At 66.0% G+C, this 17,236-nt stretch carries 12 protein-coding genes and 1 pseudogene; 9 read left to right on the plus strand and 4 right to left on the minus strand.

Annotated features, from left to right (window positions below):
* Positions 1–14: 14 nt before the first annotated feature.
* Complete coding sequence (locus HNO88_RS09790; protein ID WP_184244557.1) at positions 15–578, minus strand: cupin domain-containing protein; 564 nt, start codon at positions 576–578, stop codon at positions 15–17.
* Between the two features lie 242 nt (positions 579–820).
* Between HNO88_RS09790 and HNO88_RS09795 the strand changes: the two genes are divergently transcribed.
* The gene (locus tag HNO88_RS09795; protein ID WP_184244559.1) at positions 821–2,113 is read left to right on the plus strand and encodes an NADH:flavin oxidoreductase; all 1,293 of its coding nucleotides are present in this window, start codon (positions 821–823) and stop codon (positions 2,111–2,113) included.
* Between the two features lie 64 nt (positions 2,114–2,177).
* Positions 2,178–3,311, plus strand: a complete 1,134-nt coding sequence (locus HNO88_RS09800; RefSeq protein ID WP_184244561.1) for an FAD-dependent oxidoreductase — start codon at positions 2,178–2,180, stop codon at positions 3,309–3,311.
* A gap of 143 nt (positions 3,312–3,454) precedes the next feature.
* On the opposite strand, the gene HNO88_RS09805 is transcribed toward HNO88_RS09800, so the two are convergent.
* Positions 3,455–3,664, minus strand: a complete 210-nt coding sequence (locus HNO88_RS09805) for a hypothetical protein (protein WP_184244563.1) — start codon at positions 3,662–3,664, stop codon at positions 3,455–3,457.
* Positions 3,665–3,806: 142 nt separating this feature from the next.
* On the opposite strand from HNO88_RS09805, the gene HNO88_RS09810 reads away from it, so the two are divergent.
* The 7 genes and pseudogenes from HNO88_RS09810 (at position 3,807) to HNO88_RS09835 (ending at position 14,988) form a co-directional block, all read left to right on the plus strand.
* Positions 3,807–4,697, plus strand: a complete 891-nt coding sequence (locus tag HNO88_RS09810) for a LysR family transcriptional regulator (protein WP_184244565.1) — start codon at positions 3,807–3,809, stop codon at positions 4,695–4,697.
* Between the two features lie 65 nt (positions 4,698–4,762).
* Positions 4,763–5,173 (plus strand): annotated as a pseudogene (locus HNO88_RS22010) (NAD(P)H-dependent oxidoreductase subunit E); the annotation flags it as partial.
* An 84-nt stretch (positions 5,174–5,257) separates the two neighbouring features.
* The gene (locus tag HNO88_RS09815) at positions 5,258–6,787 is read left to right on the plus strand and encodes an NADH-ubiquinone oxidoreductase-F iron-sulfur binding region domain-containing protein (RefSeq protein ID WP_376768769.1); all 1,530 of its coding nucleotides are present in this window, start codon (positions 5,258–5,260) and stop codon (positions 6,785–6,787) included.
* Between the two features lie 5 nt (positions 6,788–6,792).
* Positions 6,793–9,633 (plus strand): formate dehydrogenase subunit alpha, encoded by a 2,841-nt coding sequence (gene fdhF / locus HNO88_RS09820; RefSeq protein WP_184244567.1) that lies wholly within the window; start codon positions 6,793–6,795, stop codon positions 9,631–9,633.
* On the plus strand, positions 9,630–9,899 hold the full coding sequence (locus HNO88_RS09825) for a formate dehydrogenase subunit delta (RefSeq protein ID WP_312857042.1): 270 nt from the start codon (positions 9,630–9,632) through the stop codon (positions 9,897–9,899). Before fdhF ends, HNO88_RS09825 begins: the two co-directional genes overlap by 4 nt.
* An 83-nt stretch (positions 9,900–9,982) precedes the next feature.
* Positions 9,983–11,116 carry a Rieske 2Fe-2S domain-containing protein gene (locus tag HNO88_RS09830; protein WP_184244569.1) on the plus strand — a complete coding sequence of 378 codons (1,134 nt, stop codon included), beginning with the start codon at positions 9,983–9,985 and terminating at the stop codon, positions 11,114–11,116.
* Positions 11,117–11,634: 518 nt separating this feature from the next.
* Entirely contained in the window at positions 11,635–14,988 is a 3,354-nt protein-coding gene (locus tag HNO88_RS09835; RefSeq protein ID WP_184244571.1) for a glycosyl hydrolase, read from the plus strand.
* Between the two features lie 30 nt (positions 14,989–15,018).
* Here the strand turns inward: HNO88_RS09835 and HNO88_RS09840 are convergent, their stop codons facing one another.
* Entirely contained in the window at positions 15,019–15,762 is a 744-nt protein-coding gene (locus tag HNO88_RS09840) for a LamG domain-containing protein (protein ID WP_184244572.1), read from the minus strand.
* 16 nt (positions 15,763–15,778) lie between these two features.
* Entirely contained in the window at positions 15,779–17,206 is a 1,428-nt protein-coding gene (locus HNO88_RS09845; RefSeq protein ID WP_184244574.1) for a GH1 family beta-glucosidase, read from the minus strand.
* Positions 17,207–17,236: the final 30 nt, after the last annotated feature.

A 17,236-nucleotide genomic window follows, 5' to 3' on the forward strand; every position in this document is an offset into this window, starting at 1 on the left:
CGACGCTACTGCACTTACTCCGGCGCCTTTGCCAGATCCCCGTGGATCAGCGCGAAGGCCATGCGGCAAGGGCGATCGGAGCGGTTCGACCAGCTGTGATTGGTTGCCCGCTGGATCAATACGTCGCCCGCAGTCATGCGCGTCTCGCCATGATCCATCATGGCGTAGATCTCGCCTTCGAGCACGATCGCGTAATCCAGTGTCGGCGTCTTGTGGAACCAGAAATGGCGCGGCGCTTCGGTGTCGCGCACGTCGTGCTCGTCCAGGAACGCCTTGAGCTTGTCGTGGTCATAAGTCTCGTCAGGCGGGAAGTCGGCAATGCGCAGGATGACGCCGTTGTCGGAGTGGAAGCCGAATTCATGCCCTTCGGGTGCAGGATCGTCACCCGGCGCCGCGCCATCGCCGGTCGCCCATACCACATGGCCGACCAGTCCCGACGCGTTCGGGATCGAGAGGTTCAAGGTAGGACCGTCGGAGACGATGTACGATCGGCCATCCGGCCGCTCGCCAGTCACGATCCGGCGGACGTAGCGGATGTCCTTCCGCTCGTCCGCGAGCGCTTCGTTGCTACCTGTCATACTTGATCCTCCGCCGTTACTGCAAACATTCGATACGTGTAGTATTGTAATCTAGCGGGTGCAATCTCTCATGTCGGTCGGGATCGGGAATGATCCTCGAACAAACTTCGTGACCGGCGCGGACTGATGGGGTGGCACGGATCGGTCGCGGGTTCCGTCAGGTACTCGCAATCACCTCTTGCGAGGCGTCGACGCCTGGCTTATGGAAACGATGCGTATACTAATAAGATGGAGAGATCGCGATGTCGCCGGAACAGGCCGCCGAAGTGTTGGGCAAGCCGCTCCAGATAGGTCATCTGACGCTGGCCAACCGGCTGGTCATGGGACCCATGGCCGTGACCGCAGCGGAGAAGAACGGAGCGCCGTCGGAACAGACCATCGCGATGTTCGAGGCACGGGCCCGGGGCGGCGTGGGCATGATCATCGTCGGCGGCGCCTTCTCGACGACGCGCGCGTTCGACGAATCGCCCTTCAAGCCTTGCCTGCGCATGGACATCGACGACTTCGTTCCCGAGTTCCGTCGCGTGGCCGATGCGGTGCATGCCTACAAGGTGCCGATCATCGCGGAGATCATGCCGGGCTTCGGCCGCATGGGCTCGCCCGCGCCGGGTCGTCCCAACATCACTGCCAGCGAGGGGCGCGTTGTCATCCCGCAGGAACAGTTCCCGGACGGCTTCATCGTACCGGGTGGCAGTACGACGCCGGTGGCGCAGGAAGCCACCATTGCGCAAATCGAGGAGGCCGAGCGCGATCTGGTCGCCTGCGCCTTGAGAATGCAGCGCGCTGGCTGGGACGGCGTCGAGGTGGCCGCGCACATGAGCTACTTCGCCGCGTCGTTCCTCTCGCCGCGCAGCAATAGGCGCACGGATCGCTATGGCGGATCGGCGGAGAACCGCGCCAGGATGCTGGTGAACATCGTGCGCGAGACGCGTGAAAAGGCCGGCGCGGACTTCGTCATCGGACTGCGCATCACCGCGAACGACTACATGCCCGACGGGCAAGGTCCGGAAGGTTTCGCCGAGATCGCCAAGCTCGTCGAAGCGGCAGGCCTGGACTACGTCGCGCTTTCGACCGGCTGCTACGAAACCATGCGGGAAAGCGCGCCCTCGGTGGACGGCGCCCTGGTCGATAGCGGCGATGCGGATGTCTTCAAGCAGGCGCTCTCGGTGCCGGTGCTGATCCAGGGGCTGCACGATCCGATCCGTGCGGCCCGCGCGTTGGCGGAGGGCCATGGCGATGCGGTGATGCTGGCGCGCCAGATGCTGGCCGATCCCGACTATCCAGCCAAGGCTGTCGCCGGCCGGTTCGACACCATCGTGCGCTGCACGCGCGGCAACGAGTGCATGCGACGCATGGTCTTCCAGATGCCAGTCCGCTGCACGGTGAACCCGCAGATGGGCCGCGAAGCGCGTCGGGGCAAGGGCGCTCCCCTCGATCGGATCGTCAAGGCTCCGATCGAGCGTGCCGTCCTGGCGCTGACGGGCTCGCCCAAGGTTATGGGGCTGGCGGGCAAGTTCATCAAGAAGGCAAGTTGACGCGGCCGGAAGGCCGGAAACGCACAAGCCGCGCAAAGGCGGCCCGATGATAGGTGAGGTGCAAATGAGCGGTGCGAAGAGAATCCTGATCGTAGGCGGCGGTATCAGCGGCATGACCCTGGCGGCGGCGGCGCAGTTGCGCGGCATCGACGTCGTTGTGGTGGAAAAGGCTCGTCCGCAGGATCAACTGGGAACGGGTATCAATCTCCAGAACAACGCGCTGCAAGCGCTGCGCGAGATCGGCGTGCTGGACGAATGCCTGGCTGCCGGCTTCGGCTGGAACACCATCACCACGTGCGATGCCAGCGGCAAGCAGTTGGACAAGCGCGAACTGCCGTGGAAGCTGGAGCCGGGCATGCCCGGAGCACTGGGCATCATGCGCACGACCCTTGCGCAGATCCTGGCCAAGCGTTCGACGGAGCTTGGAGCGAAGATACTTTACCAGACCCAGGTCTCGCAGCTTGAGCAGCTCGACGACGGCGTTCGCGTCACGCTGAGCGACGGAACAGTGGAGACCGTGGATGTCGTGGCGGCATCGGATGGCGTCTATTCCCCCACCCGTCGCCTGGTCTTCGGCGACGAGCATGCGCCCTTCTATGCCGGTCAGGGCGCCTGGCGTTACACCATCCCGCGTCCTCGCACGCTGGATGGCTTCACCATCTTCCGGGCCGCCAACGGACTTGCGGTGGGCGCCCTGCCGCTGGCGCCCGACCTGGCATACTACTTCATCCTGGAGTCCACCGAGACGACGCAGTGGTTCGAACCGGACCAGCTGCCCCATCGCATGGCCGAGCTGCTGTCGCACTTCGATGCCCCGGAAATCCGAGAGGCCCTGGATGGCGTGCACAATGGTGGGCACATCAGCTTCCGTCCCTTCGATATCCTGCTGATGCCTCAGCCATGGCATCGCGGCCGCGTGGTGCTGGTGGGCGATGCGGCGCATTCGCTGACGCCGCAGCTCACCTCTGGAGGCGGCATGGCGATCGAGGACGGCGTCGTGCTGGCGGATGAGCTGGCGCGAACCGACGACGTGGAAGCGGCGCTGACCGCCTACGGCCGTCGGCGCGAGGGGCGGGTCGGCCCGATCTACGAGAACTCGCTGCGCATCTGCGAGATCGAGAAGGGGAACCACCGCGAAGGCGACGACGGCGTGCGGATCTTCGTCGACAGCTTCAAACTGCTTGCCGACAGGTATTGAGACGATATTGCGACGCGGACGTTCGGTCCGCGTCGCAACGGCAAGGGAATCTCGATCCGTCTTGAAATTGCCGCGCGCGATCGGCGAGCGGCCATGCGCGGCATCGCCTCAGCGCGACGCGTTCCTGCTCTGAGCAGGAGCGCTCAAGAGATCATCAGCAAGAAGGCGAAGGTGCCGACTACGATACCTGCCGTGCAGTTGAGGAACAGCGCGAAGGTGAGATCGCTGCATCTCGCGCTGCACCCACAGGGAATCATCCCGGCATAGCGGTCGTCGACTACCCGCAGCCCGCTGTCCTGACACAGTGTGCAGCCACATTTTGCTTTCAAAGCAGACGCCTTTGCCACGAACATCTCTCCTCGCTTTTCTCTTTATCCGAAGAGATTATCATACGCGGCGTATCGCGCAAGTGAGAGATAGCGTCTGAACGTCCTCTTGAGATGCCTCATGAGGCAAGTGACTTGGCCATCTCATAAGCTTGTCCTATCATGAGACATGACACTTAATGGATTCCGGTATCTGCTGGCGCTCGACCGGGAGCGGCATTTCGCACGCGCAGCGCAGGCATGTGGCGTTTCCCAGCCCTCGCTTTCGGCCGGGCTGGCGACGCTGGAGCAGCAACTCGGACGAAGGCTGGTGGCGCGGGATCGCCGCTTCCTCGGTCTGACGGCAGAAGGCCGTGCGGTCCTGCCTTGGGCGCGCCAGGTGGTCGCGGCGATGGACGGGCTGATGCAGGCGGCCGAGACGGCGTCCGGACCGCTACGGGGCGACTTGCGTCTGGGCGTGATCCCGGCCGCGCAACCAATCATCGGCGCGATCGCCGCCGAGTTGCACCAGCGCCACCCCGAAGTACGTCTGGCGTGTTCCTCCCTGACATCGCGTGAGATCGGCCGGGGGCTGGAGGAGTACGCGCTCGATGCCGGCATCAGCTACCTCGAGCACGAGCCACTTGGGGATGTGATCAGCGTACCCCTCTATCGCGAGGGCACCATGTTCGTCGCGGCCGAGCCGATGGTCGCGTCCTTCGGCAAGGCGGCGACGCTGGACGAGGCACTGGCAGTGCCGCTCTGCCTGCTGCACCAGGGCATGCAGAACCGGCGGATTCTCGACGCCAATCTTGCGGCGAGCGGTCGCTCCGTGCGTCCTGCTGCCAGTGCGGACTCCTACGTCGCCTTGCTGGCGATGGTGAGTACCGGAACTTTCGCGACATTGATGCCCGACAGCTATGTGCCATTGCTGCCAAGCTGGGCGCGGATCATCCCTCTCGCAGAGCCCCTTCCCGAAAGCGCTGTCGGCCTGATCGTCCCGGAACGCAGACAGCTTTCGCTGCTCGCCGCAACTGCGATATCCATCGCTGAACATATCCATGGCCAAGCTCGTGATTGATAGGTCCTATCACAGATAGGCTACGGACATTTGACAGTCAGTGCGTATTGATTGAGACTCGTTGCGTGAACATCGACCACGCTTCAGAGGCTCCTAGCCCGCTTTCCACGCCCGACCGCCAGACTGTCGAGACGCTCGCGGCCGCTCATGCCACGACCCGCGGAGCGCTGCTGCCACTGCTGCACGATATTCAGCGTTCGCTAGGCCATGTGCCGGCCGCCGCCGTGCCGATCGTCGCGGCGGCCCTGAACCTCAGCCGGGCCGAAGTGCATGGCGTCATCTCCTTCTACCACGATTTCGCCGGATCGAAGGTCGACGGCCCGCGCGTGCAGCTTTGCCGGGCGGAGGCTTGCCAATCCCGAGGTGCCGAGGCGACGGCCGCCGCCCTGGATGCCGCGGGCGTGGCGCATGAGCCGATCTACTGCCTGGGTCTGTGCGCCAGCGGGCCGGCTGCGCTGATCGACGGCGCGCTGCGGGCAGACGTGCGCTCGGCCGCCGATCTAGCTGTGACCCCGGTCCTCGCAACGCCGCAGGCCGGCGGATCGCGTGGCCGGGCCTTCGTGTCTCAGGACAGCGCCGCGGTCGCGCTCGGAGCGGATCAGGTGGCCAACGCCTTGGCGTCAGCGGGTGTCGAGGTTGTGCGCACCGGCAGCCGTGGATTGTTCCATCTGGAGCCGCTGGTCGAGATCGAGACGGCGGATGGCCGGATCGGCTACGGCCCTGTACTCGCCGAAGAGATCGGGGCTGTGCTGGATGGCAGCCATCCGGCCAGGCTCGGCGATGTGGCCGCGCTGCCCTTCTTCGCGGGACAACAGCGCTTCACGTTCGCCCGCTGCGGCATCACCGATCCGCTCAGCCTGGACGATTACGCCGCGCATGGCGGTTGGACAGGGCTCGAAGCGGCGCGCGCGGCCACGGCGCAGCAGGTCGTCGACATCGTCAAGGCGTCGGGCCTGCGCGGACGTGGCGGAGCGGGCTTTCCCACCGGTATCAAGTGGAAGACCGTGCTGGACGCGTCAGCCGACGAGAAGTTCATCGTCTGCAATGCCGATGAAGGCGACAGCGGCACCTTTGCCGATCGCATGCTGATGGAAGGCGATCCGTTCTGCCTGATCGAAGGCATGGCGATTGCCGGCCACGCGGTCGGCGCGCGCCACGGCTACATCTACATTCGGTCCGAGTACCCGCTCGCTGTGCGGACGATGCAGCGGGCCATCGACCTGGCCGCCTCGCGCATCGCTCCATTCACGCTGGAGGTTCGCGAAGGCGCGGGCGCATACGTCTGCGGAGAGGAAACAGCGCTCCTGGAATCGATCGAGGGCAGGCGGGGCCAGGTCAGGGCCAAGCCGCCGCTGCCGGCGCTGCGAGGGCTGTTCGGCAAGCCGACCGTCATCAACAACGTGCTGAGCCTGGCGGCGGTGCCGTTCATCCTTGCCGAAGGTCCCGAGCGTTATGCCGAGGTCGGCTTTGGCCGGTCGCGCGGGACGATGCCGATCCAGTTGGCAGGCAATATCAGGAACGGCGGCCTGTTCGAGGTGGGTTTCGGCATCACCTTGCGCCAACTCGTCGAGGAGATTGGTGGCGGTACGGCGTCGGGCCGGCCGGTCCGGGCGGTACAGGTGGGCGGCCCCTTGGGCGCTTACTTCCCGCCGTCGATGTTCGACACGCCGTTCGATTATGAAAGCTTCGCGCAGGCCGGCGGCCTGATCGGGCATGCCGGGGTGACCGTGTTCGACGATACCGTGGACATGGCCAGGATGGCGCGGTTCGCCATGGAGTTCTGCGCCGTCGAGAGCTGCGGCAAGTGCACGCCCTGCCGGATCGGCTCGACCCGCGGCGTCGAACTGATGGACCGGATCATCGCCGGCAGCGGGCGTGACCCTGGGCCGATCGAGCAGCGGCCGCAGTTGCGCAACGCGCCACGCAAGGCGCGGGGTCCGGCGGACGAGATCGCGCTTCTGCGCGACCTTTGCGACACCATGAAGCACGGCTCGCTGTGCGCGCTGGGCGGCTTCACGCCATATCCGGTGCTGAGCGCGCTGGACTTCTTCCCTGAAGATTTCGCGCCCATGCGCGCGGCGGCGGAGTAACGGCCATGGCCTGGATCGGCGAAGCGGACCTCGGTACCAAAGCGGCGCCTGCCGGTGCTCCGCTGGTGGACCTGACGATCGACGGGCAGGCGGTTAGCGTGCCGGCCGGCACCTCGATCATGCGAGCGGCTGCGCTGGCGAACACGGCCATCCCGAAGCTGTGCGCGACGGACAGCCTGGAAGCATTCGGTTCCTGCCGCGTCTGCCTGGTCGAGATCGAGGGCAGGGCGGGCTTTCCCGCATCGTGCACCACGCCCGTCCTGCCCGGCATGACGGTGCGCACGCAGAGCGAGCGGCTGAGCCAGCTGCGCCGCGGCGTGATGGAGCTCTATATCTCGGACCATCCGCTCGATTGCCTGACCTGCTCGGCCAACGGCGACTGCGAGTTGCAGGACGTCGCAGGCGCGGTGGGCCTGCGCGACGTGCGTTATGGCTATGAGGGTGCCAATCACCTCGCCGCCGAGAAGGACACGAGCAACCCGTACTTCACCTTCGATCCCGCCAAGTGCATCGTCTGCTCGCGCTGCGTGCGCGCCTGCGACGAGGTGCAGGGCACGCTGGCGCTGACAGTCGACGGACGCGGTTTCGCCAGCCACATCGCGGCCAGCCAGGACGAGGATTTCCTCTCTTCGGAGTGCGTCTCCTGCGGCGCCTGCGTGCAGGCCTGCCCGACCTCTGCGCTGATCGAGAAGGAAGTGGAGGCGATCGGCACTCCGGAGAAGGCGGTGGTCACCACCTGCGCCTATTGCGGCGTCGGCTGCACCTTCCGGGCGGAGATGCGGGGCGAGCAGCTGGTCCGCATGGTGCCCTGGAAGGATGGCAAGGCCAACCGCGGCCATAGCTGCGTCAAGGGGCGCTTCGCCTGGGGCTATGCCAACCACAAGGAGCGCATCCTCAAGCCCATGTTGCGCGATACCATCGAACAGCCGTGGCGCGAGGTGACGTGGGAAGAGGCGATCGGGCGCGTCGCATCCGAGTTCCGCCGCATCCAGGCCGCGCATGGCCGTCGCTCCGTCGGCGGCATCACGTCGTCGCGCTGTACCAACGAGGAGACGTACCTCGTCCAGAAGCTGATCCGCCAGGGCTTGGGCAACAACAACGTCGATACTTGCGCGCGGGTCTGTCACTCGCCCACCGGCTACGGCCTGAAGGCGACGTTCGGCACCTCGGCCGGTACGCAGGACTTCGACAGCGTCATGCAGGCCGACGTGATGATGGTGATCGGCGCCAATCCGACCGACGGCCATCCCGTCTTCGCCAGCCGCATGAAGCGGCGCCTGCGCGAAGGCGCGAAGCTGATCGTGGTCGATCCGCGTCGCATCGATCTGGTCCGCTCGCCCCATATCGAAGCGCAGCACCACTTGCCGGTGCGCCCCGGCACCAACGTCGCGCTGTTGACGGCGATGGCGCACGTCGTCGTCACCGAGGGCCTTGTGGATGAGGACTACGTGCGGGCGCGCTGCGACTGGGAGGGCTTCGCCGACTGGGCCACCTTCGTGTCCGACGAAGCGCGATCGCCTGAAGCGACCGAGGCGTTGACCGGCGTTCCCGCGCAGGACTTGCGTGCAGCGGCGCGTCTTTACGCCACCGGCGGCAAGGCCGCGATCTATTATGGCCTCGGGGTGACCGAGCACAGCCAGGGATCGTCAACCGTCATCGCCATCGCCAACCTCGCCATGGCGACCGGCAACGTCGGGCTGGAGGGTGCGGGCGTGAACCCGTTGCGCGGTCAGAACAATGTGCAGGGCGCCTGCGACATGGGCAGCTTCCCGCACGAGTACTCGGGCTATCGCCACGTCTCCGACCCTTCCGTGCGCGCGCTGTTCGAGGAGGCCTGGGGCGTACCGCTCGATCCCGAGCCGGGCTTGCGCATCCCCAACATGCTCGACGCGGCGACCGATGGCGCCTTCCGCGCGCTGTTCATCCAGGGCGAGGACATTCTCCAGTCCGACCCGAACACGCAGCATGTGGCGGCGGGCCTCGCGGCGATGGAGTGCGTGGTGGTGCAGGACCTGTTCCTGAACGAGACCGCGAACTACGCCCACGTCTTCCTGCCCGGCTCCACCTTCCTGGAAAAGGACGGCACCTTCACCAATGCCGAGCGCCGCATCCAGCGCGTGCGCAAGGTGATTGAGCCGAGGAATGGGTACGCGGACTGGGAAGTGGTGCAACTTGTCGCGCAGGCACTCGGCCTGGAGTGGGGCTATGGCCATCCCGCTCAGATCATGGACGAGATCGCGGCGCTGACGCCCACCTTCGCGCGGGTCAGCTATGCCGCGCTGGAGGAGCATGGCTCGCTGCAATGGCCGGCGACCGAGGCTTCTCCGCTGGGCACGCCGACGATGCACCTCGACGGTTTCGTGCGCGGGCAGGGCCAGTTTATCGTCACCGACTACATCCCCACCGACGAGAAGACCGGCCCGCGCTTTCCCCTGCTGCTGACCACCGGGCGCATCCTCAGCCACTACAACGTCGGCGCGCAGACACGGCGGACGGACAACGTCGCCTGGCATCCCGAGGATCGGCTGGAGATTCACCCGGTCGATGCGGAGAACCGAGGTCTGCGCGATGGCGACTGGGTGACGCTGCGCAGCCGCGCGGGCGAGACGACCTTGCGCTGCCTTGTGACGGAGCGGGTGGCGCCGGGCGTGGTCTACACCACCTTCCACCATCCCGAGACGCAGGCGAACGTCATCACGACGGACTATTCCGACTGGGCGACCAACTGCCCCGAGTACAAGGTCACGGCGGTGCAGGTGGCAGCATCCAATGGGCCCAGCCAGTGGCAGGAAAGCTATCGCGAGCGCTCCGCGCGATCGCGCCGGATCGAGGCCGATGCGCTGTGACCCGCTCCAGCGCCGATACCCTCGTCTACATGGCGAACCAGATCGCCCGCAATTGCGCCGTGCAGGGTGATGAGCAAGCGGTGCTCGCCGTCGCCGATCACATCCGGCAGTTCTGGGATCCCAGGATGCGGTCCATCATCTGCGGGTCCGGTGTGGACGGGCTGCACCCAATTGCGGAACGGGCCGTGGATCTGATGCGCGAAGGTGGCCATCCGCCCCACGTTGCGCGGATGGCGGGGATGCCGGGCGGCTCCGACGCGGGCTGAGCGCGCGTCCAGGGATTGAGTAAAGCGCCACATCGTCATTCTTGCTCGGAGAGGTCGATGATCAGGCGAGATGGGAGTTGAGTATGGAACGGGTAACACGGACAGGTCGTGGCACGCAGACTTTCGTCATTCCTGAACTGCCCATCGCGGAGCGGAGCGACGATGCGCCGCCTCAGGACTGCATTGCCCCGCTGATCTACAATGCCTGGTACGTCATCGCGCTGAGCGAGGAAGTCGATCGCACCTTGCGCGTGATCAAGGTGCTGAACCAGCCTCTGGTCTACTACCGCACCGAAGCGGGCGAACCCATTGTGCTGGACGATCGCTGCTCGCACCGGCGGTATCCCTTGTCGAAGGGGAGGCTGAAGGGCGACACCATCCAGTGCGGCTATCATGGATTCACTTACGAGAAGTCGGGACAGTGCATCTGGGCGCCAGGCATGCCGGTCAATCCTGGGAACCAGACGAAGCTTCCGTTCGGCGTGCGATCCTACCCTGCGGTCGAAAAGGGGCCGTGGCTTTGGGTGTGGATGGGCGAGCCGGCATTGGCGAACCCCGCCGACATTCCCTTGCCAGAACTGCTCGACCGTCCGGACGCGACGATCTGCGGTTACAAGATGAACCCGTGCAATTACATGATGATCATCGAGAACCTGCTCGATCTGAGCCATCTGCACTTCGTCCACGATGCGGTAGATCTCGATCACGTGAGCACGCCTCCCAGTGAGGTTCCGGCGCCCGACAATGCCGTTGGCTGGAGCAAGATCGTCGAGAGCACCGAGGTGGCGCTGGCCGCCAATCTGTGCGGCGGCGATCCCAAGCGGCTTGCCCGCCAGCAAGACGGCGCGTTCCAGTACGGACCCTCGCTCTGCTACGGCTACCAGCGCCGAGAGCCGCTGGCGGGCGACAACGAGCCGATCAAGCCCGAACTGATGGAGATCGTGCATGCGATGACCCCAGTGGATGAGCGCAACACGCATCAGTTCTTCACCATGGTGATGAGCGATCCCTTCGTGATCGACAAGGCCGAGGTGCAGCACATCATCCAGGACATCGTGTTCGAGCAGGACGTCGATGTCGTGCGCGACATCCAAACCTATGTCGACGAGGAAACCCGCACCGGACGGCTTGAATTCAACATGATCTACGATCGTTTCGGCGTGAAGATGCGCAAGATCTTGGATGATATGAAAAAGCGGGAATTGGCCGAGGCTTGATTTGGCGTCGCATAGTCACTCGATGCCTTAACATGAGTCGTCTATCGGCCCAGGCGGTCGCTCTACATAAACCGGACGACGACGCCCGGATCTGGAACATTTCGGTGCTTGTTTCTCCGATCGCTAGAGCAACTTCACTGTAAGCGAAGACGCTCCGGGTTCTTGATGCCGCATTTCCTAGCCTTTGACCGTAGATGGTAAGCTTGAAAAACTAGTAGTGACGATCGAGTGGCAGTCGCGATGCGGCGCATCCAGCGCTTCGCCCGTGGCATGAGGAATCGCCTGCCGCAACGCTGCGACGTGCCCGGGATGCCTGGCGCGCGTCTGAATCAGCGGTCGGCCATCGGCCTGCTCTTCGCAGTCGAGAACGCATCTCCGTATCGATGAGATCGACCACGCCTCACCAGTCAGCGGCAGCTTGCAGCGGCACGACGTCATTTCTCTTGACCGCCAGAGGTGTTTGATTTCCAGGTTGGTCTGACCAATGAATGCTCGTGTTTAGTGTGGGGGAATGCGGAATGGCTCGACTGAAGACGCTTGCGATCGTGCTTGCGGGCGTTTCGGCCGCTCCCATGCTGGCGCAAGAACCGCTGGTGGCCGGCGCGCCTGACACGACATTCCCTTCCTTGGAACAAGGATTCCGCGAGCCTCCTGCCGCGGCCAGGCCGCAGGTCTGGTGGCACTGGATGAGCGGCAACGTCTCTGCCGAAGGAGCGCTGCTGGATCTCGAGTGGATGCACCGCGTGGGCATCGGCGGCGTCCATGCCTTCGCCGGCGGCGGGCGGCTGGAGGAGACATATGTCGACAAGCCGCTCTCGTTCATGAGCCCAGGATGGCGCAGCGCCTATCGGCAGGCGGTGGCGCGGGCGCGGGCGCTAGGGATCGAGGTGACCATCGCCGGCTCTCCGGGCTGGAGCCAGACGGGCGGCCCGTGGGTCGAGCCGCGCGACGGCATGAAGAAATACGTCTGGAGCGAAGTGCAGGTCGCCGGCGGAGCCAAGGCGGGTGTCCTGCCCAAGCCGCCTGTCGTCCCCGGCCCGTTCCAGGCCGCACCCCGCAGCAAGGGCTTCGGACCGGTGCTGCCGTTCCCGCCCGAGTATGGCGATGCGGCGATCTTTGCCTTTCCCACTCCCGCCGGAGAGGGACTGCCCGCGCCGCGATATACCGCGTCGGCCGCCGACGTCTCGGCGCTCGCCACCGCACCTGCCGATCTGAGCGCAGCGGTGCGGCTGCCGGTGCCGGCGGATGGCACCAGGCCTTACGTCGATCTCGACTTCGGGGCGCAACGGCTGGTGCGCTCGCTGACCGTGGCGGGCGATCCGTTGCCGGGCTTCGACGTGCTGGTCGGGGACGGCTCCGGCCGGTTCCGCCCGCTTGCGCGCGTCGAGAAGGTCGGTGCCGAATTCCCCGCGCCGCAGCACACGTTCGCTCTGCCGGAGACGCGCACGCAATTGCTGCGGGTACTTTTCGACCGTCCTGGCCCGGCGCGCTTGCTTCCGGGGCGGCCTATTCCTGCCAAGCCGACGCCCCCAATCGCGGCAATCACGCTCAACCGGTTGGAGGCCAACGCCGCGCCTCGCGTGGACCGCTTCGAGAGCAAGGCCGGTTTCCAGTCTGTCGTGGATGTCGAGCAGCGCGGTGCGACCGGGCCGACGGGCGGCGCGATCGATCCGCGCACCGTCCTCGACTTGTCCGGCCGGCTCCGCCCCGACGGCACGCTCGACTGGACCGCGCCAAAGGGCCGGGACTGGACCGTCGTTCGCCTGGGTTGGTCGCTGACCGGGCAGGTCAACAATCCGGCCGAATTGTCCGCCACCGGGCTGGAGGTGGATAAGCTCGATCCCGTCGCGGTGAAGGCCTATATGGCCAAGCTCTTCAGCCTCTATGAGAAAGACGCAGGGGTTCCGATCGGCAAGGCCGGCATCGGCAGCCTGCTGACCGACAGCTGGGAAGCCGGGGCGCAGAACTGGACCGTCGGACTGCCGGAGCGCTTCGCCAAGCTGCGCGGCTACCCGATGGCGTCCTGGCTCCCGGTGCTGACGGGCCGCGTGGTGGGCGACAGCCGGGCAAGCGATGCCTTCCTGTTCGACTTCCATTGCACGCTCAAGGACTTGCTGCTCACCAGTCACTACGCCGTGCTTGCGGACGCCGCGCGGGCCAAAGGCATCACGTACTACACCGAGGCCCAGGGCGATGCGCCGCGTGCGATCGGGGACGGGCTCGCGGCAAAGGCGCTGTCGGACATCCCCACTGCCGAATACTGGTACCGCCAGTTCTCCACCGATCCCGGCCAGCCGCCGCTGATCGCCGATCTGGCCGAAGCCGCGTCGGCCGCGCATCTCCACGGCAAGCCGCTGGTCGCGGCCGAGGCCTTGACGGTGGCGGCCGGGCAGGACCCCTGGTCGTTCTCACCCGCGATGCTGAAGCCGGTGGCGGACGAGATCTTCGCGCGCGGCGTCAACCGCATGCTGCTGCATGACTCGCACCACCAGCCCGATCCGGCCCGCAAGCCTGGTCTGGCGCTGGGCTTCTTCGGGCAATACTTCAATCGCAACGAGACGTGGGCGGAGCAGGCGCGGCCCTGGGTCGATTATCTGGCGCGCACGTCCTTCCTGCTGCAGCAGGGGCGTGCGGTGGCCGATGTGCTGTACTTCTACGGCGAGGAGCAGAACCTCACCCAGCGCTTCGAGCATGGCTTCAACATCGACGTGCCGCAGGGCACGCCGTTCGACTATGTCGATGCGGGCTCGCTCGCGTCTGTCGTGACAGTCGAGGATGGGCGCCTGGTCACCCCCTCGGGCATGAACTACCGCCTGCTCTTCCTGCCCGCTTTCGTCGACCGGCTCACTCTGCCCACTCTGGAGCGCATCGCCCAGCTGGTGCGCGACGGCGCAGTGCTGGTCGGCAAGAGGCCCGTCGGCGGCCTTGGGGTGACCAGCACGGACGCGAAAGTGCGCGCAGCAGTCGATCGCCTGTGGGGTGAGGGCGACACGCCGGTTCACGCGTTCGGCAAGGGTAGGGTGCTCGCAACGTCCGACTTGCGTTCGGTCCTGGTGTCCGAAGGTATCGCTCCGGACATCGACATCCCCGCCGGCGCGCGACTGATGGGAACGCATCGCCGGGTGGGCGAGGGCGATGTCTACTTCCTGTCGAACCGCTCCGACCAGCCGCTGCGCGCATCGGTCGGCCTGCGTGCCACCGGAACACCGCAGTGGTGGTCGGCCGAGGACGGGCGTGCGCGCCCGCTGTCCTACGTCCGGGATGGCGCATTCACCCGCGTCGACCTCGATCTGGAGGGCCACGGCGCGGGCTTCGTCGTGTTCCGGCCGGGCGGGCCCGAGCGGCTCGAGGTGGCGCCCGCCAGGACCGTGGCGACCGCAACCATCGCCGGACCCTGGCAGGTCAGCTTCGAACCGGGCCGAGGCGCGCCGGCGACGGCGCGGTTTCCCACGCTGACCGACTGGAGCGGCAATGCCGATACCGGGATCCGCTACTTCTCGGGCGGGGCAACATATTCGCGTCGGATAACCGTCGATAGCACAATGGTGGCGCCCGGGCGTAAGCTCCTGCTGGACCTTGGCCAGGTGCACGAACTCGCGGTGGTGTCGCTGGACGGCCGCGAGATCGCGACGGCCTGGAAGGCGCCGTACCGGATCGACCTGACGGGCAAGGTCACGCCCGGTGCGCACCGGCTGGAGATCAAGGTCGTGAACCTGTGGGTCAACCGGCTGATCGGCGATCGCCAGCCCGGTGCGAAGCCGGTCACCTGGGCGCCGCAATCGCCCTACAAGGCCGACTCGCCGTTGCTGCCGTCCGGGCTGATCGGACCGGTCATGCTGGTCGCCCAAGAGGAGGGAGTGCCCGCACGCTGATGTCAGCGCGCGGGTCTTGCGGCGACCGCGTTAGCGGGGGCAAGCCTTGTCCGTGGCTTTGCGCGGGGCCTTCATGAACTCGCGCGGAGACAGGGCGCGTTCGCTGAAGCGCAGGCGTGCGATCGCGCCCTTGAAGTAGCTTTCCTTGTTCAACCGGCTGCCGATGCCGACGTTGCCCGGCCCCTGCGGCAGGAACGGCGTCGTCACCTCGCCCTGCAGCACGCCGTCGACATAAGTGCGGTAGACGGCGCCGTCGTAGGTCTGGCTGAGCACATACCAGGCGCCGTTGGGATGGATCTTGGCCGGAACCGCCAGCGCGACATCGCCGGCGCGGCTCTTGAGGTAGCCGTCGATGAAGAAACCGGCCGGGCTGGAGCGCAGCTCGAACATGATGCGGTTGTTGGTATCGTGCGTGGTTTCGGTGTGCGTGACGTCGGCGCCGGTCTGCGGATTGGTCTCTGCGAGGTGGAGGAAGCGCTGTTCGGTCACGCCGCCTTCCGGACGGATCAGCGCCTCGATGGTGAAGCGTGTGACGCCGACCAGCGGACGGCCTTTCACCACAAGACGATCATCGACGCCATCGAAGGCGATCGCCTTGCCGCCGGTCCAGCAGATCACTTGCGGCGTGCTCTCGACCGTCACGGGCCTTCCGCCGATCCGGTCGAGGTTGTCGAGCGTCCAGCTCTCCGCCTGCCTGGGCGAAGCAGCCGGGAGCACGAGGAGGGCCAGCGGCAGCATGCCGCGCGAGATCAGCCAGGCGGCGCTACGCTTCATCGTTCGTCCTCTCTTGTCAAACCAGCGCGTTGCGCGCGATCAATTCGCGGAACCACTCCGCGCTCAGCTTGGGCACGCGCTGCTGCGTCGCGAAGTCGGTGTAGAAGATACCGAACCTGGCGGCGAAGCCTTCGGCCCACTCGAAGTTGTCCAGCAGCGACCACAGCATATAGCCCGCGACCGGGTATCCCTCCGCCGTCGCACGCTGCAGCTCTCCCAGGTAGCTGTGCAGGTACATGATGCGCTCGGCATCGTCGACCTGACGGTTTCGCACGAGTTCGTCCTGCGCCAGCGTGCCGTTCTCGGCGACGTAGATGGCGCGCGGCTTGGCGATCTCCGTCAGCAGGCGCGGGCCCCAGTAGGCGGCCGCGGGAGCGACGCGCAGGAACTTCAGGCCCATGTTGGGATAGCTGGGGCTGCCCTTCACCAGGCGATAGCCCTGCGGTCCCTCGTCGGGCGCGACGTAGTCGCCGGTGTAGATGTTGAGGCCGATGAAATCGAGCGGACTGCCGATCGCCTCCATGTCGCCCGGCTGCGTCCTTGCCGCGTTCTCGCCTTCCAGGGCGTGGTACTCGTCCGAGTAGCGCCCTTCGAGCATCGGCATCAGGTGCCGCGCATTCATCCAGCGGAACGCCTTGCGCGCGGCCTCGATGAACGCAGGCGTCTCGATCGCGGGTATGGGGTTGTAGTTGTTCTCCGCCATGCCGATCCGCACCGGCTTCCTGGCCGTGGCGCGGATCGCCTGCGTGCCCAGGCCATGCGCGAGCAGGCCGTGGTGACGCGCCTGGTTGAGCTCACGCGCGCCGAGCTGCTCGCCCGGAGCGTGGCGGCCCTGGCCATAGCCGATGTCGATGAACGAACGGACTTCGTTCACCGTGATGTAGTCGTGGACCCGGTCCGAGAATTCCTTGGCCACGAACCCGGCGTAGTCGGCGAAGGCAAGCGCCGTGTCGCGCGAGTGCCAGGCGCCCTTAAGACCGGTGGGCAGGTCCCAGTGGAACAGGGTGACGAACGGGGTGATGCCGGCTTCGAGCAGGTCGTCGATCACCCGCTTGTAGTGATCGACGCCTTTCTGGTTGGGCTTGCCCTTGCCGCTCGGGAAGATACGCGACCAGGCGAAGGACAGTCGGTAGATGTTCGCGCCGACCGCCTGCAGGCATTTGCGGTCGTCCGTGAAGCGATGGTAGCTGTCGCAGGCGATGTCGCCGTTGGTGCCGTCCTTGATCCGGCCCGGCGTATGCGAGAACACGTCCCAGATCGTCTCGCCGCGGCCGTCTTCCTTGACCGCGCCTTCGATCTGGTAGGATGCCGTCGCGCAGCCCCATTGGAAGTTCTTCGGAAATGGCCGGTCCTGCACGGCGGCCTGCGCCAGCGTCGCACCGGAACCCAGCGCGGGCACCAGCCCCAGCAGCTTGGCGGCGTCGCGCCGTGTTACCTTGACCATTGGTACTCCTAAGCAAGGTCCTCCGGCACG

It is taken from the genome of Novosphingobium chloroacetimidivorans (genome assembly GCF_014204535.1).
Lineage (GTDB): Bacteria > Pseudomonadota > Alphaproteobacteria > Sphingomonadales > Sphingomonadaceae > Novosphingobium > Novosphingobium chloroacetimidivorans.